Source organism: Lederbergia sp. NSJ-179 (assembly GCF_022867885.1).
GTDB lineage: Bacteria > Bacillota > Bacilli > Bacillales > Bacillaceae_C > Lederbergia.
This window is the reverse complement of the sequence record NZ_JALIFP010000031.1, coordinates 13,724-34,971: the sequence shown is the minus strand read 5'-3', so window position 1 is coordinate 34,971 and position 21,248 is coordinate 13,724. Positions and strand designations below refer to the sequence as shown.

General features: G+C 39.6%; 23 protein-coding genes and 1 pseudogene. 10 read left to right on the top strand and 14 right to left on the bottom strand.

What is annotated here, in order from left to right; genetic code table 11:
- Positions 1–108 precede the first annotated feature (108 nt).
- Positions 109–659 (top strand): annotated as a pseudogene (locus MUB24_RS17705) (enolase C-terminal domain-like protein).
- An 82-nt stretch (positions 660–741) separates the two neighbouring features.
- Here MUB24_RS17705 and MUB24_RS17700 read toward each other — a convergent pair.
- From MUB24_RS17700 to MUB24_RS17680, 5 genes are read right to left on the bottom strand one after another with little or no spacing between them, the layout of a single operon-like run.
- On the bottom strand, positions 742–1,632 hold the full coding sequence (locus MUB24_RS17700) for an ABC transporter ATP-binding protein (protein ID WP_244706436.1): 891 nt from the start codon (positions 1,630–1,632) through the stop codon (positions 742–744).
- Entirely contained in the window at positions 1,629–2,357 is a 729-nt protein-coding gene (locus MUB24_RS17695; RefSeq protein WP_244706434.1) for a hypothetical protein, read from the bottom strand. The genes MUB24_RS17700 and MUB24_RS17695 overlap by 4 nt, the downstream gene beginning before the upstream one ends.
- A complete protein-coding gene (locus tag MUB24_RS17690; RefSeq protein WP_244706432.1) occupies positions 2,338–3,168 on the bottom strand; it encodes a hypothetical protein in 831 nt (276 codons plus the stop codon). Before MUB24_RS17690 ends, MUB24_RS17695 begins: the two co-directional genes overlap by 20 nt.
- Positions 3,155–3,931: a hypothetical protein gene (locus tag MUB24_RS17685; RefSeq protein ID WP_244706430.1), complete on the bottom strand. Its 777-nt coding sequence runs from the start codon at positions 3,929–3,931 to the stop codon at positions 3,155–3,157. Before MUB24_RS17685 ends, MUB24_RS17690 begins: the two co-directional genes overlap by 14 nt.
- Entirely contained in the window at positions 3,928–4,458 is a 531-nt protein-coding gene (locus MUB24_RS17680; protein ID WP_244706428.1) for an RNA polymerase sigma factor, read from the bottom strand. Before MUB24_RS17680 ends, MUB24_RS17685 begins: the two co-directional genes overlap by 4 nt.
- A 480-nt stretch (positions 4,459–4,938) precedes the next feature.
- On the opposite strand from MUB24_RS17680, the gene MUB24_RS17675 reads away from it, so the two are divergent.
- The 3 genes from MUB24_RS17675 to MUB24_RS17665 all read left to right on the top strand — a co-directional run bounded on the left by MUB24_RS17675 (position 4,939) and on the right by MUB24_RS17665 (position 10,053).
- Positions 4,939–8,025 carry a GNAT family N-acetyltransferase gene (locus MUB24_RS17675; RefSeq protein ID WP_244706426.1) on the top strand — a complete coding sequence of 1,029 codons (3,087 nt, stop codon included), beginning with the start codon at positions 4,939–4,941 and terminating at the stop codon, positions 8,023–8,025.
- Between the two features lie 361 nt (positions 8,026–8,386).
- The gene (locus tag MUB24_RS17670; protein WP_244706424.1) at positions 8,387–8,881 is read left to right on the top strand and encodes an Lrp/AsnC family transcriptional regulator; all 495 of its coding nucleotides are present in this window, start codon (positions 8,387–8,389) and stop codon (positions 8,879–8,881) included.
- Complete coding sequence (locus MUB24_RS17665) at positions 8,878–10,053, top strand: aminotransferase (protein WP_244706422.1); 1,176 nt, start codon at positions 8,878–8,880, stop codon at positions 10,051–10,053. The genes MUB24_RS17670 and MUB24_RS17665 overlap by 4 nt, the downstream gene beginning before the upstream one ends.
- Before the next feature lie 172 nt (positions 10,054–10,225).
- Here MUB24_RS17665 and MUB24_RS17660 read toward each other — a convergent pair whose 3' ends face one another.
- Together MUB24_RS17660 and yidD are read right to left on the bottom strand one after the other, a co-directional pair.
- A complete protein-coding gene (locus tag MUB24_RS17660) occupies positions 10,226–11,206 on the bottom strand; it encodes a metal ABC transporter solute-binding protein, Zn/Mn family (RefSeq protein ID WP_244706420.1) in 981 nt (326 codons plus the stop codon).
- A 91-nt stretch (positions 11,207–11,297) separates the two neighbouring features.
- Positions 11,298–11,528: a membrane protein insertion efficiency factor YidD gene (gene yidD, locus MUB24_RS17655; protein ID WP_244706418.1), complete on the bottom strand. Its 231-nt coding sequence runs from the start codon at positions 11,526–11,528 to the stop codon at positions 11,298–11,300.
- A gap of 205 nt (positions 11,529–11,733) precedes the next feature.
- On the opposite strand from yidD, the gene MUB24_RS17650 reads away from it, so the two are divergent.
- Both MUB24_RS17650 and MUB24_RS17645 read left to right on the top strand, forming a co-directional pair.
- The gene (locus tag MUB24_RS17650) at positions 11,734–12,165 is read left to right on the top strand and encodes a hypothetical protein (RefSeq protein WP_244706416.1); all 432 of its coding nucleotides are present in this window, start codon (positions 11,734–11,736) and stop codon (positions 12,163–12,165) included.
- 60 nt (positions 12,166–12,225) lie between these two features.
- Positions 12,226–12,663, top strand: coding sequence for a hypothetical protein (locus MUB24_RS17645; protein ID WP_244706414.1), 438 nt, complete (start codon positions 12,226–12,228; stop codon positions 12,661–12,663).
- Between the two features lie 129 nt (positions 12,664–12,792).
- Here the strand turns inward: MUB24_RS17645 and MUB24_RS17640 are convergent, their stop codons facing one another.
- From MUB24_RS17640 to MUB24_RS17625, 4 genes are read right to left on the bottom strand one after another with little or no spacing between them, the layout of a single operon-like run.
- Entirely contained in the window at positions 12,793–14,337 is a 1,545-nt protein-coding gene (locus MUB24_RS17640) for a hydantoinase/oxoprolinase family protein (RefSeq protein WP_244706412.1), read from the bottom strand.
- Complete coding sequence (locus MUB24_RS17635; RefSeq protein ID WP_244706410.1) at positions 14,334–15,428, bottom strand: S-methyl thiohydantoin desulfurase family protein; 1,095 nt, start codon at positions 15,426–15,428, stop codon at positions 14,334–14,336. The genes MUB24_RS17640 and MUB24_RS17635 overlap by 4 nt, the downstream gene beginning before the upstream one ends.
- On the bottom strand, positions 15,428–16,696 hold the full coding sequence (locus tag MUB24_RS17630; RefSeq protein WP_244706408.1) for a cytosine permease: 1,269 nt from the start codon (positions 16,694–16,696) through the stop codon (positions 15,428–15,430). Before MUB24_RS17630 ends, MUB24_RS17635 begins: the two co-directional genes overlap by 1 nt.
- Positions 16,686–17,273 (bottom strand): TetR/AcrR family transcriptional regulator, encoded by a 588-nt coding sequence (locus MUB24_RS17625; RefSeq protein ID WP_244706406.1) that lies wholly within the window; start codon positions 17,271–17,273, stop codon positions 16,686–16,688. Before MUB24_RS17625 ends, MUB24_RS17630 begins: the two co-directional genes overlap by 11 nt.
- A gap of 193 nt (positions 17,274–17,466) precedes the next feature.
- On the opposite strand from MUB24_RS17625, the gene MUB24_RS17620 reads away from it, so the two are divergent.
- The gene (locus MUB24_RS17620) at positions 17,467–17,910 is read left to right on the top strand and encodes a Dps family protein (RefSeq protein ID WP_244706404.1); all 444 of its coding nucleotides are present in this window, start codon (positions 17,467–17,469) and stop codon (positions 17,908–17,910) included.
- A 5-nt stretch (positions 17,911–17,915) separates the two neighbouring features.
- Positions 17,916–18,089 carry a hypothetical protein gene (locus MUB24_RS17615; RefSeq protein WP_244706402.1) on the top strand — a complete coding sequence of 58 codons (174 nt, stop codon included), beginning with the start codon at positions 17,916–17,918 and terminating at the stop codon, positions 18,087–18,089.
- Positions 18,090–18,103: 14 nt separating this feature from the next.
- Here the strand turns inward: MUB24_RS17615 and MUB24_RS17610 are convergent, their stop codons facing one another.
- Positions 18,104–18,352: a DUF6154 family protein gene (locus MUB24_RS17610; protein WP_244706400.1), complete on the bottom strand. Its 249-nt coding sequence runs from the start codon at positions 18,350–18,352 to the stop codon at positions 18,104–18,106.
- Positions 18,353–18,593: 241 nt separating this feature from the next.
- Here MUB24_RS17610 and MUB24_RS17605 point away from each other — a divergent pair, with 241 nt between their 5' ends.
- Together MUB24_RS17605 and ytkD are read left to right on the top strand one after the other, a co-directional pair.
- Positions 18,594–18,926 (top strand): hydrolase, encoded by a 333-nt coding sequence (locus tag MUB24_RS17605; RefSeq protein ID WP_244706398.1) that lies wholly within the window; start codon positions 18,594–18,596, stop codon positions 18,924–18,926.
- A gap of 56 nt (positions 18,927–18,982) precedes the next feature.
- Positions 18,983–19,450 carry an RNA deprotection pyrophosphohydrolase gene (gene ytkD / locus MUB24_RS17600; protein ID WP_244706396.1) on the top strand — a complete coding sequence of 156 codons (468 nt, stop codon included), beginning with the start codon at positions 18,983–18,985 and terminating at the stop codon, positions 19,448–19,450.
- A 23-nt stretch (positions 19,451–19,473) separates the two neighbouring features.
- Here the strand turns inward: ytkD and MUB24_RS17595 are convergent, their stop codons facing one another.
- Positions 19,474–20,280: an ABC transporter permease gene (locus tag MUB24_RS17595; RefSeq protein ID WP_244706394.1), complete on the bottom strand. Its 807-nt coding sequence runs from the start codon at positions 20,278–20,280 to the stop codon at positions 19,474–19,476.
- Positions 20,258–21,037, bottom strand: coding sequence for an ABC transporter ATP-binding protein (locus tag MUB24_RS17590; protein ID WP_244706392.1), 780 nt, complete (start codon positions 21,035–21,037; stop codon positions 20,258–20,260). The genes MUB24_RS17595 and MUB24_RS17590 overlap by 23 nt, the downstream gene beginning before the upstream one ends.
- Positions 21,038–21,248 lie beyond the last annotated feature (211 nt).

The following is a 21,248-nucleotide window of genomic DNA, read 5'->3' as shown; positions in this document are numbered from 1 at the left end:
CAATTTGTATTCATGTTGTCGGACAAGACCAACAAAAAGCCTGTGATTACAGCCATCAAATGGATCACTTATGACATAGTTTGTACCAGTGAGTGACAGGAAAAATCCTTGACGGCTGATGCTAATTCTGCGTATACATTGGTTGATGTCGACCGACTCCGTGCCTTGGATGAATTCGACCTGCTCATGATTGAGCAGCCCCTTGGTCCGACAGATCTGGTAGAACATGCCATCCTACAAAAACAAATCACTACCCCTATCTGCTTAGATGAAAGCATTACAAATGTCCATGATGCAAAAAGCGCGATACAATTAGGCAGCTGCCAAATCATGAATATAAAGGTAGGACGTGTGGGGGGCTGTCAAATGCGAAACAAATTCATGATCTCTGCATGGAAAATAAACTCCAAGTTTGGTGTGGCGGTATGATCGAATTTGGCCTTTCAAAGGCCCATAACCTTGCCTTAGCCTCCCTTCCAGGTTTCACTCTTCCAGGTGACTTATCTCCCTCCACTCATTATTGGGAAGAGGATATTATTGATCCTCCCATTGAGATGGTTAAGGGAAAAATCACAGTGCCCACTCTTCCAGGCATTGGATTTTCATTAAATAATCGTCGGATAGAGGAAGTATGTATGCATACAGAAATAATCGTTTGAAAAACCGAGTGTAGGATTTCCACCGCTCGGTTTTTTAGCTGCAACAGGACCCTAAAATCGTTGCTCATTCTCCCGGAAATTATCATACATTATGAAAGCTCGCACTATTTTCCTGCGTTCCAAAGTAGGAAACATAAAGATCTTCCATTCTTGGTTCTACATTTATAGCGGAAGGAGATGGTTTTTCCTGTGAGATAAGACGTATTTCAATGTTAGCCCCCTGTTGATGTACATTGGATATTGCGTATTTTGCTGAAAACATTGCTAGTTGATTATCTGCTATTTGCACTTGCCACACTTGATTATTTAATTGATCTAATAATTGATTTGGAGGCGCCTTTTCAATAAATTCGCCGTCTTTTAAAAGTAAAACTTCATCCGCCACATACTCAATATCGGAAACAATATGTGTGGAGAGAATAATAATTTTATTTTTTGCAAGTTTTGATAAAATCCCACGTAGACGAATGCGCTCACTGGGATCTAAACCAGCCGTTGGTTCATCTAAGATTAAAATATCAGGATCATTTAATAATGCTTGTGCAATTCCAACTCTACGGGTCATACCACCTGAGAATCCTCTTAATTTTTTCCTTTTGACGTCTGCTAATCCGACTAATTCCAAGAGTTGTTTTACCTGAATTTGAGCGGATTGCTTATCTAATCCTTTTAAGTTGGCGACATAGTTCAAAAACTCTTCCGCTGTAAAATGGCGATAGCCAACAAAATTCTGTGGCAAGTAGCCTAATAGATCTCGATAACGCGAACCTAACGTTGAAATTTCATGATTATTATAAACAACTCTTCCCTTGGTTGGGGCAATGACATCCACTAATATCCGCATTAACGTTGATTTCCCTGCTCCGTTTGGACCTAATAGACCATATATACCTGGAGATAATTCACAGTTTACATTTTTCAATGCATAAAAATCTTTATATTGATGGGTGATATTCTCTATTTTTAGCTTCATAATTCATGTCTCCTCGACTGTATCTTTATGGTAAGAATCAAAATGACAAACATAAGAAAAACGTACCAAAAGGTTAAAGGACCCAGTTTCGGCTCCATTAAAATATCATTCGTCCGGATCAAGTAGGAAAAGAAACCTTTTTCCAAAAACCATTCAAACGAAAAAGGGTTAAGAAGATCCCCTCTCCATATATACGTCATCCCATATAGAAAACCACAAAGAATGGCTGTCACTGTAAGTGATTGAAAGATTGTACAAATGCAAGCTGCAAAAATGGCAAATAAAATACTGCCAATCCATATAGAAAAAGAGTTTTCCAAACAATCCATAATGAATGCCAATGAGGTCGATTTCGTTTCTACAAAAAAGATAAACCCCATGATCTGAATGATCAAACAGATGGCTATAAACCAAGTTGTAGAAATAACTGTAGCGATCATCCGCTTTAAAAGAATACAGCCTTTTCCATATCGAGTTGTTAGAATCACCTCTTTTACTGCTTCCTCCTCATCTAAACAAAACAATTTCGTATTCACAAAGATAATGATATAGCCAATTGTCAATGATCCAAGTATATGCCAAAATGTCTTAGCCCTTGTTAATAATAAATCTGGCCCATTTTGAGTAGCGAAATATAAAATCATTCCCCACAGACAAATAATGCCTCCTATAGTGGGGAGAATCCATCTATTTTTTATTATTTTTTTAACCTCCCAGCGAACCATATCTCCTCCACCTTCCCGTGAAAAGATTGAGCATGAATAACAAACAGGCAATCAATAGAAATAATCCATATACTTCGCTCGCTGAAAATATACTGAAGGAACCTAAATATTGAAACCCTAACATCCCATTGAAGCCATATTCGTACATAGGTGTGAGATAGTTGCTCAGTTCCATGGTTCCAATGTATTTTGCAATGACTTTGTCAAAGATCTCCCCGCCTGCAAAGATACTTCCTGCCATCATCATGATGTATACACTTCTTTTTATACATAACGACAACAAAAAAATAAACAAAGCGAAAATATAGCTGGCAAGAACCATATAACCGTACTCATAAAGTAAAAGCTGGGCAAATGTCCATTCGGGATTCAAATGTACAGAAAGATTTGGTGACAATTTTGTTTGGGTAAATAAACCAGCCGTGTCGTAGTTCGTTGCTAAAGTAATGCCTGCGACTAGATAAAAATACAGGACAATCAGCGCACAATAAATAAAAATAACGGCCTGTTTGACCATTAATAATGGGAGGCGACCTTTCTTGTACGTTAGCATTAATTCCTCCATTTTTTGTTCCCTGTCAAAGGGCAAACATCTTGCAACACCAACAACAATTAAAATGGCAATAAACCAGTATCCGATATAAGGGACGATGGATACTAACGTTTTCCAAAATAGGAGCGGTCCTGGGGGGTCCGGATCACTTATCATTGCCATTACAAAAAAAAGGGTACATAAAAAGAGCGCAATATAAATTTCACGTTGCCAAAATAGTTTTTTTCCTTCCATAAGTCCTAGTTTAATGAAACTCATGCGGTAGTCGCTCCAGTCTCCAAATATGGCTTAATTGATACCCTAATAACGCAATGAGAGCAAAATTGATGATTCCATAAATGATGGAATGAATGGCAAGAAGAATCGGTCCCAATGGAGTATAAATCGAAAGAAGAGCAAAGAAAACCCAAGTAAGGATTATGACGATCCAGGAGGTTTCATTGCGATATTTAATACTTAGTCTTAATAAAGTCAGGCTAAATAATAAAATGGGAGTTAACCCTGAAACTGCCATATGAAAAAGTGCCATAGATAGCTCAACATTATGAATGAGAACCATATAAAGCAATGTGCAACTATAGATGACTATACTCCATCCTGTAACCGCGACGACTTTTGAAAAGAGAATCTGCTGGAAAGAATACTTATATGTCGTTTCCAATTCAACCATGTCATCCGTTTGAGCTTGCATGAGATGCCAGCCTATTAAAAATAAAGGGACGGGTGAAGTGAACACAAAAATGAACCATGGATCGATTGTGAGCGGCATTACTGTCCAAGTTGCAAATATCAGCAGCAATAAGGCAATTAATTGTATTTTGTAATGAGAAAATATCCTAATAAAAGATTGCCAAACTAGTTTTTGCATCACTTCAATCGTTCGTTCTTGTTCGATAGGCATATATGCTAGTAGTCGTTTGACTACTTCCTCTCTCTCCGTTTCTTTGATTTTCGGTAACGGATATGTTTTGAATAATGAGGTCAGCTTTTCATCGGTTCTATTCTTATTGGTATTTTTCAATTAAAATCTCCCTCTCTCATTCGCTTTTTCAATTTTTGTAGTCCCTGATAAAGTCTCGATTTAACAGTTGGAGTAGACGTACCCATAATTTTTGCGATTTCTACAGCCGTAAATCCGTGATAATATTTTAAAATTAAGGTACTGCTCTGTTTTTTTGGTAGTGAATTTAGTAACTCCTTAACCAATGATTGATTGACCAATTGTTCACTAATATCCAACCCTATCTTTAGATTTTCTTGCTCTGCAGAAAAAGAGACAGAATGCTTATGTTGCCTAAAGTGATTCATCGCACGATTATAAGCAATTTTATAGAGCCACGCCTTAAAATTTCCTTGTTCCTTATATTTTGGCAATGCCTTCATCATTGCAATAAAGACTTCTTGTGTGAGATCCTTTGTTTCTTCATAAGGGCTTCCAAGGCGATAAATATAATAAAATATTTCATCATAATAACGACAAACCAGTTCTTCCAGTGCGGCCTCATCTCCCTGCTGAATCGCCTTTACTAATATTGCATCCTCTCTCATGACCAAACCTCCATCTACCTATTAAGCACAGAGAACAACGAAAAGGATTTAAATTCCTCATAGTCCATTTTATAAAGTTGTAAGTTGAGTCAATCACTCTTAACAACGGTTTACAAAAACATCCGTTTTCAGTATAATGAAATAGTAAAAATCTTCCAAACGATTAAGGGGTTGTTTAACATGATCAAGGTTAAAGCTTATCCATATCTATTTACCGTAAAACTTCATAACATGTTGTACACAACCTATTGTTCGATTTGATTTTTACCTAATTACTGTATACAGGCCATAGGGTGTGGTTGCACTCTGTGGTTTTTTAATTCCATATTTCGGATCATTTCGTATGTATTGCTAAATGATCCAAGCAAATGGAAAGAACTATTCAGGGGCGAATAGTTCTTTTTTGTATCAGTAAAAGACGAAGCAATCACTGGGATAGGGGACTGACCCTATATCCCACGCCAAAAGGAGATGAAGATGATGAATATCCAGATTGTAAAATATGATGAGCATTACGCCGCGAGGGTTGCTGATATGTGGAATCATAGTCGGGACGGTTGGGGTGGTGCGAATACGGTTGATACGGAAGAATCGATTTTACATCGGGAAGCGAATTCCACCAATATCCATACCTTTCTGGCCCTTGAAGGAGATCGGGTTGTCGGATACTGTGGTTTAAGTGAATACCGGGAGGATGAAGGGGCGCTTTACATCCCTCTGTTGAATGTTCGTGATGACTATCATGGTAAGAAGATTGGAAAGAAATTGCTTTTAACCGCCTTACAAGAAGCGATTCAGTTAAAATGGCCAAGACTCGATTTGTATACCTGGCCAGGGAATACAAAGGCTGTTCCGCTTTACAAAAAATGCGGGTTTTTCTGGGAAGACCGCGATGATACGACACACTTAATGAATTTTATGCCGACGGTTTTACAAACGGAGGCTGTTCAGGATTTTTTTACAGGATTAAGCTGGTATGAGATGAGCACTCGTGAAATTGAAGTAAAGCCTGATGGTCGAGTAGAGAATGATTTTCATTACTACCCATACGCATGGAAAAATAAAAATGACTCGCTCTGCATCGAATTTGAGCGTACTGGAAGAGGAATCCGATGCATCGAAACAAATGATTATGCTATTTCAGCGACTGTCGAGAACCATTCATTAGTTTTTGGAAACCATTACACGATCAGGTACAGGATTCGAAATAAATCCGGAAAGCCCCTTCATATTGATTTGACAGGGGTAAAGGATAAAAATATTCAGTATTCCTTCCATGAGGCAATAGATGTAACAGATCATGCAGAAATCATCGGGACCTTCTACGTTGATGTGATTCAAGAAGAGCAAGATACGTTTAAAACACATCCAACCGTACAAACAATGGTGAAAATCAATGGAAAGCAGGCCGTGTTTAAGGTAGGCATTTTACCCAAGTACCCTGCACAAGTAACAACAAACTTACCAGATGATTTGACATTTGTAGAAAAAAGGAACGTATTCTATTTGAATATGGTGAATAATTTTCGGGAAAAAGTCCGTTTCGAGCTGGCATTTCCTGCGTCGCCTCTCCTTCAGTTTGAGGAACAAACCGTGCAAGTGGAAATGGAACCAAAAGAAAAAATGTCGATACCGGTTCCATTCATCGTCAAATCCCACGGCTACTATCATGCTCGGCTCCCGATAAAAGCAATAAAGAAGAGTGGCGAGGAAGTACATTTTACAAAAGAAGTGGGAATCCCATTAAGAGGAATTGGTGCTAGATTCCATGGTGAAAATGAGAAACATATCCAACTTTATAGCGGCCCATATTTTGCCATACTAGACAAAAGCGACAATACGATTCTTACTGGGAAAAAGAAAAAAGAGAGTGATTTAAGCCTTTTAACACCTAAGCTTGGAAAGCCTTATTCTGAAGAATTAGCGAAAACGAAGCCAACGGCTATTGAATACTTTGATGGTGCGGGATTTATAGGGGCAAAAATGAGCTATGAACTGGCTTCCTTCCCTTCTATGAAACTGCATATGATTCTAAAGCTTTTCAATGAAGGATTAGTAGAAAACTACTATGAAATGGAAAATCTACTAGATGTGAAAACCGAGAGACCCGTATGGCTTAATCAGTCGATCTATTTTGATCTTGAAAAAGCGACGATTCCCTATCAAGATGCTTTGATAGAAATGAATGATTCCATTGGAAACTCCTATGAATATTGGGATGAAAGCCTGGTTTCAGAGAATTGGCTGTTTGTACAGAATGATAAAAATCCGATTGGGATGTGCTGGCATCCAGATGACAACATCCATTTTGGTTCATGGTTTAATTATTTGGAGCATGATCTTGGTGAAATCGAGGGAAAAAGTACCGTCAAAACTAATCCTATTTACTTATCCATCGGTGCGTTCCATGACATCGAATCGTTCCGTACCTTTGCGAATCCATCCGTAAGCAAGAACAATTTACAAACCGTGAATCATTTGACGGTTTCGATGGGAAACAACAATCCATTTGTTCAGGGGGAAAAAGCGATTTGCACGGTAAAGGATTACAAATCCAACTATTTGCATGGAGAATTGGCGCTTACTTTTTCCAATCATGCAGAGAAAATAGCAGTAAGCCAATTCCACCGTGAAGAACAAAAAACGGAGTGGGTAGCAGAGCTCTCATTGGAGAACATGCCGGCCATTTCTATTCTGAATGCAAAGGCGAAGCTAGATGCAGTCATTCAAGAAAGGCAGACACTTGTCATTAGGCAAAAGGAAGCAGGCCTAAAAACGGAAGTGGTCACGGATGAAGGATTGGATACGTGGACAGTGGATAATGGAATCATTCAATTTAAAGCAACGCCAGCGTTTTTCCCCGCACTCCATCATTTAACATACCGGGGACAAGAATGGTTGGATACATCATTTCCAACGCTGCAACCAAAATTATGGTGGAATCCATGGTCAGGTGGCTTATGGAGTGGGTTATCAGGAATTCGCCCCTATTCCCTTTCAAAAGAAAAGAGTACAGCGGACTTTGCTCGTTTAACCGATAATAAAGGCAACGTTTGGCAGGGAATCAAGCTGACGACGTCCATTCAGAAAAATGAAGATTATAAAGGACTCACCTATCATCAATATTTTCTGACCCTGCCTGGTACCCCCGTCCTCTGCCATGTATCTGAAATTAATCAGAGGACGGGCACTTACTTTGATCAAAAAAATTGGCAAACAGCAGCCTATTTTAAGACGGGAAAACAAATCGAGGATAATTGGGCACGGATTCAGGACAAAAATGGGGACTGGACCAAAATTGTTGCCGGTAAGGCGGAAGTGGAAAATATCATTCATCATAATTTGATCATAGGATGCAATAAGAGAGCGGAACAAATCCAGGTGATAACGCATTCCAAAAACTTCCAATATACGTATATCAATAAGGAAATACTAGAAGCAGCGGCTGGGGAAGATCTGTCTATACCAACAGGCAATACCCAATTTACAAAGCCCATTTTTTATCTATTTAACGACTTTACAATAGAAAAATCAGCGCAACAGGACCTGAAAGAAATACGCTTTTAGCGAAACAAGGTGACAAATCCCAATAAGAATACGTCAGTAAAAGTGAATGGGCTCTACGAATGCCTTAGTCACCAATAATTCGAGAAAAATGCCGCGTTCAAAATAAAATAGTGCATACCCGAAATCCCACCTCATCATGCAGGTGGGATTTCCCACAAAATGAATTTCTCCTTCTTTGGTGTAAGTCGCCGATCATCGCTATCCCTACTCAGGTCACCTAATCCACGTTTATTTATTTTAGTACAAAATTTGCTTTAAAATGGCGTAGAACAATAATTTGCGCTAAATTTCCCTTTTTCTTTTAGCTAAAATAGGTTATATTCATGGATATCAAAAGCACAGAAGAGGAGAGTAGCCACTTATGAAGGAAAAAGAACTGGAATTACTGGAAATATTGGAATCTCACGGACGGATTGAAATTGAAACACTGGCAAAGATGCTGAATATGTCCGTAAATGAAGTCTCCGAAATGAAAAAAAGTCTAGAGCAATCACAGGTGATTCAGGGCTATTCTACGGTCATTGATTGGTCAAAAGTACTAGACCACGGAGACATCACCGCGATGATTGATGTGAAGGTCACCCCGAAAAGAGGTGTGGGGTTCGATCAAACCGCTGAACGAATTTACCGCCACAGCGAAGTCAAATCGGTTTATCTCATGTCCGGGACTTATGATTTATCGGTTACGGTCGAGGGAAAATCAATGTCTGACATCAGCAATTTTGTCGCCGAAAAGCTTTCGACACTTGATTCGGTCATTTCGACAACAACACATTTTATTTTAAAGAAATATAAACATGACGGCGTTATCTTTGAAGAAAAGTCAAAGGATAAGAGAATGGTGGTGTCACCATGACGGCAACAAAAAGCAGCCATTTTGTATCAGAAGTAGCTAATTCAATTCAGCCTTCCGGGATTAGGCGTTTTTTTGATCTCGCCTCACAGATGGAAGATGTGGTTTCCCTTGGTGTCGGTGAACCTGATTTTACAACCCCGTGGAATATTATTGAGGCCAGTTATCATTCGCTTGAGCAGGGCTACACCGCCTACACGTCAAATGCGGGCCTGTTCAGTTTGAGGCGGGAAATCAGCCGTTTTTTAACGAAATATGATTTGGATTATAACCCGGAAGATGAAATATTGGTGACCGTCGGAGCAAGCCAGGCAATAGATCTGGCTCTTCGTGCGACGATCGACAGGGACGACGAAGTGATCATCGTTAAGCCAGGGTTTGTCTCGTATACACCGCTCGTTCAAATGGCAGGCGGGAAACCCGTTCCTCTCGAAACAAAGGCGGAAAATCAATTTAAGCCAACGTCGGAACAGCTCGAAATGTTGATCACTGCAAGAACAAAGGCGATTTTTTTATGCAATCCTAATAATCCGACAGGCACGGTCCTAGGCAGAAACGACTTGGAACCCATTGCGCAAATTGTAAAAGACCATGATCTGCTCGTTTACTCCGACGAAATCTACGCAGAATTAATTTACGAGGAGGACCATGTCAGCACAGGGGCTTTGAAAGGGATGAAAGAGCGGACCGTCATCATTTCGGGGTTTTCAAAAGCGTTTGCGATGACAGGCTGGCGTCTCGGTTATGCGGCGGGCCCAAAAGAGATTATTCAGGCGATGTTAAAAATCCATCAATCATCCATGATGTGTGCATCGACAATGTCCCAATACGCCGGCCTGGAGGCGTTGGCCGGCAACTGTGATAACGTAAAACGAATGGTCCGTAGTTACCGTCAGAGAAGAAACTATTTAGTGCATCAGTTGAACAGTATGGGGCTTGACTGCGAATCACCGGGCGGCTCATTTTACCTGTTTCCGTCTATTAAGAATACCGGCTTGTCTTCAGAGGAATTCGCAGAAAAATTGCTCATGACGGAAAAAGTCGCCGTCGTCCCCGGAAATGTATTCGGCGAAAGCGGTGAAGGGTATATTCGTTGTTCATACGCAACCTCATTGGAACAATTGGAGGAAGCATCGAAGCGGATTCAACGGTTTGTTAAAAGTTTAGATCAGTGAAGTCGCACGGAAAGGATTCAGGAGAACGAAGCGAATTTCAATTTAAAAAAGTCGAATTCCTTACACTAAGGAATTCGACTTTTTATGTTTGGTCTTGTTATACTATAGCCCCATTATTTGGATGATTCGTCATTGTTCAATCAGGCAAACCCTTGAAGAAGCAAATACGGAACTAGTCATTTAAAGCCTTTTTCAGTGCGGTCAAGTTTTTTTCCATTAGACTAACGTAATCTTCGTGATTTTGCATGTCATTCTCCGTTAAAACGGCTAGGTTATGGATATGAAGTATCTGAGTTCCCGTCTCTTTTTGAATGACCTCCGCCAAATGGGAATTGATATTCTGTTCTACAAAAATAAACGGTACATTTTTTTCGTTTATCGCGTCCACAATGCTTTGTAATTTTTTTTGAGAAGGTTCTTCTGTTGAAGAAATGCCTGAAATCGCCATTTGTTCCAATCCATAGCGACTTTCCCAATAGCTATAGGCCGCGTGGGCGACAACAAATTGTTTTCTTTTCGCTGCTTGAGTCATCTCAGAAAAATCTTGGTCAAGCTGATCGAATTTTGTTGTTAAATCTTTGTAATTTTTTTCGAATTCTGATTTGTACTCAGGCTTCGCCTCCACCAATTGCTGCAAAATTTGTTCCGCTAATTCTTTCGCATAGATCGGATCAATCCAAAGATGGGGATTCACGTCACCATGATGATGTCCATCTTCCTCACCATGTTCATGTTCTTCGTGCTCATGCCCATCATGTTCATGTTCCTCATGATTCTCATTTTGATGAGACTGCGACTCCACATCTATTTTCTCTCCGATAGCCGTAAATTTGACCTGTTCATTTTTCAATGTCTTTTCAGCTTTTTGCGCAAAGCCTTCTAGCCCATAGCCAATATAAAAAAATAAGTCTGCATCCGCCAACTTCATCATATCTTTTTGAGAAGGTTCAAAGGTATGCTCATCAGAACCAGGTGGATAAACAGATTTTACGGAAACCTGCTCAGCCCCGATTCTTTCTGTAAAATATTGTAGAGGATAAACGGTTGTATAAATCGTTAGCTTGCTTTCCTTGTTTTGTTGTTGTTCATTCCCGCAAGCTGCTAATACTAAAATAGATATCAATAAAATAATCCCCAAGATACGTGTTTTCATAAATGCCTCCAGTTTTTCATTAATAGGAACCATTACGATTTATCGTCCGAAAATTATCATATCGAATTTTTTGCAAAAAAGCAACCTATTTTTATTGCTTTTTCAGTTTTTCTGGAACAGGGTCGATGCCACCGGGATGAAAGGGATGGCATTTGACAATTCGTTTGATGGTTAACCACCCACCACGAATCGCACCATAACGCTGGATCGCTTCTAATCCATATTGCGAACAAGTGGGGTAAAAGCGACAGGTTGGCGGTTTTAACGGAGAAATAAACTTGCGATAAAAGCGAATGAGACTTAAAAAGATTGTTTTTAACATTGGCAATTTCTTCTTTCTAGAATACTTTTATTTATCTTTTAATATAAATCTAATTGGACCTAGTAGCAAACTTTTTAAAAGGAAATAGAAACAACTAAAAATAAAGTATATTTAAAGAATTCGAAAAATATTGACGTAAAATAATTAATATGTGATACTTTATATGAAATGAATAAAGAAATATGAAAAGGAGATGTTGAATTTAATGAAGAGAACAATGAGGTTTTTAGGTGTTTTACTCGTTACATTATTTCTTTCATCAAGTTTCTTTATGCAAAAGGAAGTTACTGCAGCACCTATTCTTTGTGGTATAAAAAGTGTTGAACCTTCCATTGGTGCACACAGTCTCATGGGTGATGTTACAATTCAATGTAGTGGGTCGCAAGTTTGGAGTTTCATTAGATCAACAGCAACATTTACAAATTCTACCGGAAAAGTGAATAACTATAATAATACAGGTGGATATTCGAGAGCAAGTGAACACTTTAATAAGATGCCAGGAAAAACAACAGTTAAAACAAATGGTACTAAAATCAAAACCTCTTCTGGTAAAACGGTTACCTTATATAAGAGTACATCAACTAAGCAATGGTCCCTAAGTTACCCGAATGGATCAATGACAGATAAAATAAGGTAATATTATTAATGATTTATTGTTTACAACTTATGGCGAACTTGATTGAAAGTAGGGAAGTAAATGGATCAGCGAAAATTAATAGCTTGGCAACCAATTAAACATTTAGAGAAGGGGCAAATTACCAATGCGCATTTTAACTTTACAGATCATGGCCTTTATTTAAAATTAATTGATATTCATGGGAACGCGGTTGATATTATTTACGATAAAATGTCGAATATGTATGATTTTGTCTGGTCATTCCGGTATGCCGGTGAAATACCCAGGACAGATTTAACCAACCTTGTAGTCGAAGCTGAAGATGAAAATTACATCGATCCGGCAGCAGCCTGCTTTTATAAGATGGAAAACTCTGATTTCGTTGTGTGGTTCGATCAACTGGGATATATGGGGAGTGACGACTTTCCGGATGTTGAACATCATTTATTTATGTATAATGATGGAGTATTTGAAGTAATCAGTGATTATGAACCGAAGTTTATTGTTCATCATAAATAAGAGTTATTGAGATCGGCTAGAGAAGCGCAATGCAGGAAGAAGCAGCGCATTATCTAAGAAAGCCACGCACGCAAACCAAAATAAGAGCTTAAGATCAACATGGCTCCATTGATCTTAAGCTCAATTTCCTTATAGCTTCAAAGGTCCCGCCGCTTTCACTCGCACGAGGATCGCGTTGCCAGGCAGATAGGCAAGGGGAAAGTCTTCTAATTGGATGATATCGACTTGATCTGGGTTAGCTCCTGCTTCAATTGCGGTTTGGATCGCTTCAGCCTTGGCTTCTTCAATTGCTTCTTGATGGGATTGATTGTCTAACGGATAAATCCGTTCAACGGTGCCGCTGATATCTCCCAGGGCCGCCCCAATCGCATTGGCGACACCAGCATGGGCTGGGCGAATGACTTGACTAGCGCCTTGTAAGTCCTTGGGCATTAAGGAGGCACCACCGCCAACTAGGACTACTGGCAAAGCTTCTGCACTTGTTTTCATTCGATCGATCGCCTTTTCGACCATTTCGACAAGGTCAGGATAAATGTTGTCAAACGGATAGGAGGCAAGTTGATCACTGTCTGTCCCATCAATCGTCATCATACCTGCACCAATCGCTACATCTGTAGCCGTTAATTCCTGGCCTCCAAAGACAATCGCTTTTTCTGTTAATTGATGACCTACACTATCGGGGCCAATCTTCCAAGAACCATCTTGTAAATGGACGCGGGTACCCCCACCTAAGCCGATTGAATAAATATCCGGCATCCGGTAATTGGTGCGCACTCCTCCGACTTCTACTGCGAGCGAAGTTTGCCTTGGAAAACTATTACTTAACACACCAATATCCGTCGTTGTCCCGCCAATATCGACGACAATCGCATTGGGTTCTTGTGAAAGGTGAGCAGCCCCACGAATTGAGTTTGTCGGTCCGCAAGCAATCGTGAAAATCGGATATTTTTGGGCAAATTCATGTGTCATTAAGGTACCATCATTTTGTCCTAAATAAATTCGCGCCTCGATCCCTTGCTCCTCTAATGCTTGCTGAAATCCTGATGTCACGTGTTGAATCGTCTGCATCAAAGCCGCATTCAAAATTGTCGCATTTTCGCGTTCGATTATTCCAATTGAACCAATTTCACTTGAAAGCGATAATGGAATACTTGGTAATTCTTTTTCTAAAAACGTGGCTACTTCTTTTTCCTGTTCATTTAAAACAGGGGAGAAGACTCCAGAAATAGCAATCGAGTCGACTTGTCCACGGAATTGTTGGACCGCTTGTTCGAGCTCATCATATTGTAGTGCAGAAATCGGTTCTCCATTATATTCATAGCCACCATGAACAAGCACCGTCGTCACTTGCAACTCTTCCACTAAATCCTCTGGCCAGCCAATTAACGGAGGAACGGTTGTCCCAGAAGGTAGGCACAAGCGGATAATGCCTACTTTGTTTAATCCCTTTCGTTCCACAATCGCATTCGTACAATGCGTGGTCCCTAATGTCGCCACTTGAATCTCTTGCACATTTATTCTTGCTTCCTCGACCAAGGCTTCAATCGTTTTTTCCATACCTGTAAAAATATCCGCGGTTGTTGGATGTTTTGCACTTGCCAACACTTGATTATCCGCGTTTAAAAGGACACCATCTGTATTGGTTCCACCAACATCAATTCCGAGTCTAATCATTTGCTTGCATGCTCCTTTACTAACGATTCCAAGGGTCTATAATCATACGGATACTGAAAATAACGAGGACCTGCTGTGTCAATCCCCATCTTACTCCGCCATTTATCATGGGCGGGGAATGCGACTATGACGACTCGTGCGCCATATTTTAACCCTTCCGTTGTGATCGGCATTCCGGTTTCTTCATCTAAAACAGCAATTAAATCAGGAGTCATCGCGATCGGTTTTCCATTTATTTCTGCTAATAAATGCTCGTTTTGGAAATGCAAGGTACAGGCTTGTTGATTAAAATTATCGGTTCCATCAAACTGAGCTTCTCCGCGCGTGAATCCACCTTGGATTCCTCTTTTTGTGTGAGTCGCTTTTCCTTTAAAAAGACGATATCCTTTCAATAACTTCAGCATTTGTTCAATTGGATGGATTTGAGCGGTACGATTCTTTGATAATAAAGCCCCGATTTCTTGCGCGAGCGTGAGCGTCCCAGGAATCACACTTTTCTGCGCTTGTTCACCAGTAATTCCATAATCACAAACAATTGAAGATCCTCCCATAGATATCGTAATATTCCGCGCTAATTTTTCACTCCAAAAACCATCCACAGGTTGGATGGTGACCGTATTACCTTGCTCATCGCCAATCGTCGCGATTTTTGGCTTTAATCCGTCCAAATGGAAGGTAACCATTTGCGCCTCAGGAAAAGCTCGTCCCATTGCATCCCCATCTAATATCGGAATACCATTCATCGCAGCAACAGCGACGGGAATTAAAGAGTTGACACCACCGACTTCGATTGGCATCACTACATCCGTTTTTTTGCCAACAGCTTTTTCATAGGCTTGTAATGGGGCAGACAATTGCTCAAAGGAAGGGATCTTTTCAACTAATACACTTGGGGAACCCATCCCAGAGGCAGGGAGTACCCAATCATCTTCATTCAATTCATCGACGGATATCACTTGGACTGGACCAAATTTTTTAATGGCAGATAAGGCCATCATCTTTCCAATATAAGGATCTCCACCCCCACCAGTGCCAAGGACGGTGGCACCGATCGCAATATTTTCTATATCTTTTTCATGTAACCATCTCATTAGACAGCTCTCCTTTGTTTAAATAAATTAATGAAAATCGCTTGGAAAAGAAAGGCGACTAGAAAACTATCTACCGATGAGATTGTGGTGAGTGTGAATAGTTCTAAGCCAATCGGACCTTCCATTGTCAACCAGCTAATGAGAGTTCCCAACACCCAGGCAAGCAACGGTAGGAATTTAAAGGCTTGATTGTTCTCATTTTTAAACAATGATTGCCCGCCAATATAGTAAGAAGCCGTGTATACCCCGCCAATGGGGGCGATAAACATCGTCATAATCGTTAAGAAATCGATGAAATAATCATAAATTCCTAAGACAGCAAGTAAAGTTCCGATAATCCCGGCAATTAACGTAAGCACAACCTTATTTGTCTTTGAAAAAATTACAGACAAGCTCAATCCAGATGAATAAGCATTATTGGTATTGGTTGTCCACTGTGCAAGAATGAGCACTAAGATTCCTGGCACTCCTAAGCCAACTGTAATCATAATTGTTGTGAGGTCGCTCTCATCCATAATTCTGGAGAGAATCATCGCAATCACAATCATAAAGCTATTACCAAAGAAAAAACCAAAGAAAGAAGCGAGTATCGCATCCTTTTTCGTTCGGGCCCATCTAGATACATCTGGCGAAATCACGGCACCGACAACAAAAACACTAATGACTAAGGAAATCGCCATACCAAATGAAAATATATTTTCAACAGGTGCTGATAATTCACTTGCACCGTATTTTTTAATCGCTAGAATTACGGATAAAATGACTAATATCAAAAGTAAAGGCACAGACCATGAGCTTAGCTTCTCAATCGCGCGATAGCCAAGAACAGCGGTTGTCATCATTAAGATCCCGCCAATTCCAGCCAATAGAGGAAGGGGGATCTCCCATCCTGCCACGCCTTTGATAGCTGCAAAGGCATTTTCTGCAAAAAATCCAGTTTGTACACCAAACCAACCAAGTAGAGAGACGGCTAAAAACAGAGAAACAAATTTCGCTCCATTTGCCCCAAAGGTAAATTTGGAAATCATCGAAGTGGATAAACCAGTAACTGCCCCGACATAGGCACAAAAGGCAGCTAATATCCCTAAAAGAATGGAGCCAATGAATACGGCGAGCAGGGCATCTTGAAAATTCATGCCAGCTCCTAATTCTGCTCCAAATAACATCGCAGATAAGTCAATTCCAACCGCAATCCAGATTAAACTAATCGAATACCACTTTTTTCTTTCGCTTATCGGAACAACTTCTCTTTCATAATCATTTTTCATGTTGGATTCCCTCCAATAATGTGGCCATTATTTTGTTTGCCTGATCTATTTGTTCCTGCAAAGTATGTTCATCATAAAGATTGATTTCCCAGAAAATTCCGTCCATAAGCAGTACAAACTGCTTTGTCAGCATTTTTGCCTCTGTTTCGGTTAAATGAGGGAAATCCCGTTTGGCTAGTTCGACTAAGGACTCGAACATCCATGTATCAAATGTTTCCATATGTTCTTGAAGAAAATGTTTCATTTCTGCAGGCGGTGAGGCCACAAGGGAAATATAAGCATTCGTCTCTTGCATATGACTCTTATGATACGCTACAGTCCCAGTCAGCAACGATTGGAATACTTCTAGAATTCCGCGATCTTTTGCTTTATCTAGGATTCCTTTCATTTGTTTAAAATGGGACTCCAATAATTTTTGAAAAGCTGCAAAAAACAGATCCTCTTTATTTTTATAAAAAAAATAAATAGAAGCTGGCTTGATTCCCACTTCTTTTGCAATCTTTTGCATCGTTGCTCCATGATAATTAACCATCGAATACTGATGAATCGCAGCTTTTATAATTTTATCTTTTGTCAAAAAATTCACCACCTAATGATTGTTAGGTTAAGAATATAGCAAATTTTGTCGAATTTCAAGTGTTTTTTTATACACAAGATGGAATAAATATGAAAATATATTTAAAGGAAGAATATTTTATTTCCAATTGCGAAATATAAGCATGTTTCATCAATAAAATATTGGGTATATAAGAAATAAGGGAGTGATGACAATGACTGAATCAAACGTCGTACAAATCGTAAATAAACAAGTGGCAAATTGGACCGTTCTTTACATGAAATTACATAATCATCATTGGTATGTGAAAGGTCCGCATTTCTTTTCGCTTCATGTAAAATTTGAAGAGCTTTATAACGAGGCAGATAAAAATATCGATGAACTAGCGGAACGTCTGTTAGCGATTGGTGGATCTCCAGTAGCTACGTTAAAAGATGCTTTGCAAATGGCAAGTATTGGCGAAGTGGAAGAAACCTTAGATGCGAACGGAATGGTTCAATCCATCATCGATGATTTCACCATATTGATTGACGAGTTAAATGAGGGAATGGAAATAGCGGAAAAAGCAGGCGATGAATCAACTGCCGATATGTTACTAGCGATCCATACAAGCCTTGAAAAACATAATTGGATGTTAAAAGCCTTTTTAGGTAAATAAAAAACTTGGTGCTTGCACCAAGTTTTTTTCATCAAGAGTTCGGACCGATTCATCAAGAGTTCGGACCGATTCATCAAGAGTTCGGACCGATTCATCAAGAGTTCGGACCGATTCATCAAGAGTTCGGACCGATTCATCAAGAGTTCGGACCGATTCATCAACCTTGCGATGTTGTTTAAGTTAAATTATGTATTTAGTGGTAAAACTTATTAGTATCAGGATATTCGTCATTGACTTCGGCCTGTTCCATCTTTCCTTTGAGCGACTCTAATAAATACAACCGGATAAAATATTGCAATTCGAATTCATTCATATCTTTCACGATTTGTAGTAATTCTTTTTTATTATAATGCTCTAGAACCGCAAAAGTAATCATATCTATATCCTCTTCATCCGTAATCTTATCTTGATACATTGCAAATAATTCATCAACAAGTTTCAATGTTTATCACCTCTCTTTCTTTTTCTTTTACCCTTATCTACATAAAAGCAATCCTTTTTTCGGTGACCCTGAGGAACGGCGTGGCGATTGCGCATTTAGCCATTCTTCCTATTTAAGAGCGATTGCGTTTTTCATATAGGCGATAGAGTCCTTAAGAATAAAATAAGATAATTTGCGGCAAAATATGCATAAACATTAAAAGTAATGACCTTAGAACCATTTTGGAATGGAGGAAATGAGTATGGATCAAGCAGATCGAAAGACTTATTATATCTCTATTGGAGCAGGCGAAATTTTCTCAACACCGAATGTTTCCCCGTGGCAATTTAAAATCGAGGCAACAGAGCAAGAGATTGAGAAGCTACGTCATATTTTCAATGGCAATTATAACAACAGTCTTGTGGATTTTGCACGTGCCCATGTCCCTTTCGTAGAATATCATAATGATTCAACAAATGATAGACATGATGAAAATTTAATACATGTGTATCAAATGATTTACGAGTTAGGGGATCAGGAAGCAAAAGATCATATCGACAGTATCGGAATATTGGAAAATTTTACAAGTAAATAAGATATATTTTCTCTCGCTCCCTTAACTGGGTATAGTAAGGAGAGGGAGGGATACAGATGTATGAATTTATGGATTATAATGGAGCTCAAGTAAAACTTGCTTTTCGGCAAAAGGCTTTTTCAATTAAAGCGCGCCATGTGTTGGTCATTTGTCGCTATCAAGGAAAATGGCTATTAACTGATCATTCTAAAAGGGGACTGGAGTTTCCAGGAGGGAAATTGGAAACAGGCGAATCGGTAGAGCAAGCTGCCCAAAGAGAGGTATGGGAAGAAACGGGGGGCATGATTGAAACCATTTCTTACCTAGGGGAATATCAAGTAGAAGATCCTTCCTCTTCTCCTTTTGTCAAAGCGATTATGTATGCTGAAATTCGTGAGTTGCTGGAGAAGGATGATTATTTAGAAACGAAAGGACCCGTACTCGTTGAAGGTGACCTCTTTTCCCAATTACTGACCGATCGGTATAGCTTTATTATGAAGGACCAAATTGTTCCCCTTGCATTAAAGCAAATAGGTGTCTCATAAATCCATGAGACACCTATTCCACTTTAAGTATCATGTATTAGTTTTCTCTCAATCCACTCGACCCCTTTATACATAATTGTGGCAAAAATAGCGATTAATAGGAGAGAGAGCATCACAAGCGTGAAATTAAAGACTTGGAATCCATAAATAATCATATACCCAAGCCCCTTTGCAGAAACAAGATATTCTCCCACAATCACTCCGATCCAAGAAAGTCCAACATTAACTTTTAGTGTAGAAATAATGGTTGGGAAGGAGGCAGGAAAAACGGCTTCTTTAAAAATTTGTTTTCTCGTTGCTCCGAACGTTTTTAATACTATAATGTAATGTTCATCGACCTCACGAAACGATGTATAGATGACAAGGGTAGTAATAATGAGGGAGACAAGGGTACCCATCGCGATGATCGATGTAAATCCTGGACCAAGTGCGACAATCAAAATCGGACCAAGCGCCACTTTCGGCATCGCATTCAAAATGACGAGATAAGGGTCCAAGATTTTTGAGAAAAACGGTGACCACCAAAGGATCGCAGCTAATACGGTCCCTAATACGGTCCCTAAAATAAAACCCATCACTGTTTCAAAGACAGTGATACTAAGATGAGGAAAGAGGGACGCATCTGCCAATTTCTCTACGAATAAAGAACCAACTTTCGAAGGTGAGCTAAAAATCAATGGATCAATCCAATGTAAACGACTCGCGATTTCCCATAAGGAAAAAAAGAGAATAAAGATTAAACTTTGATAGAAATAGACCCACTTTTTTTCCTTCAAAAGCTTATTCTTGTATTGCGCATGGAGGAGGTCAGGATGAACGGTTTGTTTCAAGAGCTTCCAACTCCTTCCATATCGTTTGAAAGATCTGATTGTACGATTCCTGGCTCCGAACATCAAAGGGTTTTAACATTCGCAGTTCTTCTGGAACCTCAAAGGTTCGATGGATGGTTCCAGGACTTCCGGAAAAAAGCAAGATGCGGTCACTCATCGAAATCGCCTCACCGATATCATGGGTGACAAGAATCGCCGTTTTCCCATACGCCTTTAATATTTCTGCGACTAAATCCTCTAATTTCAATTTCGTCTGGTAATCAAGTGCAGAAAAAGGTTCATCTAATAGTAAAAGCTTAGGATTGACGGCCATTGTTCTGGCAAGGGCGGCACGTTGACGCATCCCCCCGGATAATTGTTGTGGTTTTTGTTTTTCCACACCTTTCAATCCAATCTGATTTAAGAAACTCAGTGCTTGTTGTTTTGTTTTTGAATTTAAGCGACCATTGATCTTTAGACCAAGCAATATATTCTCTTCAATTGTCTTCCAAGGGAATAAATAATCTTGTTGCAGCATATAGCCGATAAAATGGACGTCCTTATTAGGTTTTTTCTGATCAATTCGAATCGATCCCGATGTTGGAGTGATTAATCCTGCCAAGATCGAGAGCATCGTTGTTTTTCCGCAGCCACTTGGCCCTAAAAAGGAGACGAATTCGCCCTCCTTTACAGAGAAAGAAACATCCTCCAAAGCCTTCGTTGCAGTGGAGGGGGTAAAATAGTGGTGACCGATTTGTTCAACTTGGATCAAGCTCATCGTTTCGGTCCTCCTTTATTGAAAATAGTCAAATTGCTGTTGCGCACACTGAAATTGCCGAACTTCGCTTACAATTGTTGATCCTCTACAGGAAATGCTGAACCAGGTATGGAATGCTGAACTTCCAACGGGTATTGCTGAACTTCAGGCAGGAAATGTTGAACTTCATGTTGTAATTGCTGAACTTCAGGCAGGAAATGCTGAACTTTAT

Coding starts and splice junctions, on each gene's coding strand:
- MUB24_RS17700 (WP_244706436.1), bottom strand. CDS start 1,632: ATGAAGCTAAAAATAGAGAATATCACCCATCAATATAAAGATTTTTAT.
- MUB24_RS17675 (WP_244706426.1), top strand. CDS start 4,939: ATGAATATCCAGATTGTAAAATATGATGAGCATTACGCCGCGAGGGTT.
- MUB24_RS17690 (WP_244706432.1), bottom strand. CDS start 3,168: ATGAGTTTCATTAAACTAGGACTTATGGAAGGAAAAAAACTATTTTGG.
- MUB24_RS17660 (WP_244706420.1), bottom strand. CDS start 11,206: ATGAAAACACGTATCTTGGGGATTATTTTATTGATATCTATTTTAGTA.
- MUB24_RS17695 (WP_244706434.1), bottom strand. CDS start 2,357: ATGGTTCGCTGGGAGGTTAAAAAAATAATAAAAAATAGATGGATTCTC.
- MUB24_RS17635 (WP_244706410.1), bottom strand. CDS start 15,428: ATGAGATGGTTACATGAAAAAGATATAGAAAATATTGCGATCGGTGCC.
- yidD (WP_244706418.1), bottom strand. CDS start 11,528: ATGTTAAAAACAATCTTTTTAAGTCTCATTCGCTTTTATCGCAAGTTT.
- MUB24_RS17605 (WP_244706398.1), top strand. CDS start 18,594: ATGGATCAAGCAGATCGAAAGACTTATTATATCTCTATTGGAGCAGGC.
- MUB24_RS17645 (WP_244706414.1), top strand. CDS start 12,226: ATGGATCAGCGAAAATTAATAGCTTGGCAACCAATTAAACATTTAGAG.
- MUB24_RS17590 (WP_244706392.1), bottom strand. CDS start 21,037: ATGAGCTTGATCCAAGTTGAACAAATCGGTCACCACTATTTTACCCCC.
- MUB24_RS17665 (WP_244706422.1), top strand. CDS start 8,878: ATGACGGCAACAAAAAGCAGCCATTTTGTATCAGAAGTAGCTAATTCA.
- MUB24_RS17630 (WP_244706408.1), bottom strand. CDS start 16,696: ATGAAAAATGATTATGAAAGAGAAGTTGTTCCGATAAGCGAAAGAAAA.
- ytkD (WP_244706396.1), top strand. CDS start 18,983: ATGTATGAATTTATGGATTATAATGGAGCTCAAGTAAAACTTGCTTTT.
- MUB24_RS17670 (WP_244706424.1), top strand. CDS start 8,387: ATGAAGGAAAAAGAACTGGAATTACTGGAAATATTGGAATCTCACGGA.
- MUB24_RS17650 (WP_244706416.1), top strand. CDS start 11,734: ATGAAGAGAACAATGAGGTTTTTAGGTGTTTTACTCGTTACATTATTT.
- MUB24_RS17680 (WP_244706428.1), bottom strand. CDS start 4,458: ATGAGAGAGGATGCAATATTAGTAAAGGCGATTCAGCAGGGAGATGAG.
- MUB24_RS17620 (WP_244706404.1), top strand. CDS start 17,467: ATGACTGAATCAAACGTCGTACAAATCGTAAATAAACAAGTGGCAAAT.
- MUB24_RS17640 (WP_244706412.1), bottom strand. CDS start 14,337: ATGATTAGACTCGGAATTGATGTTGGTGGAACCAATACAGATGGTGTC.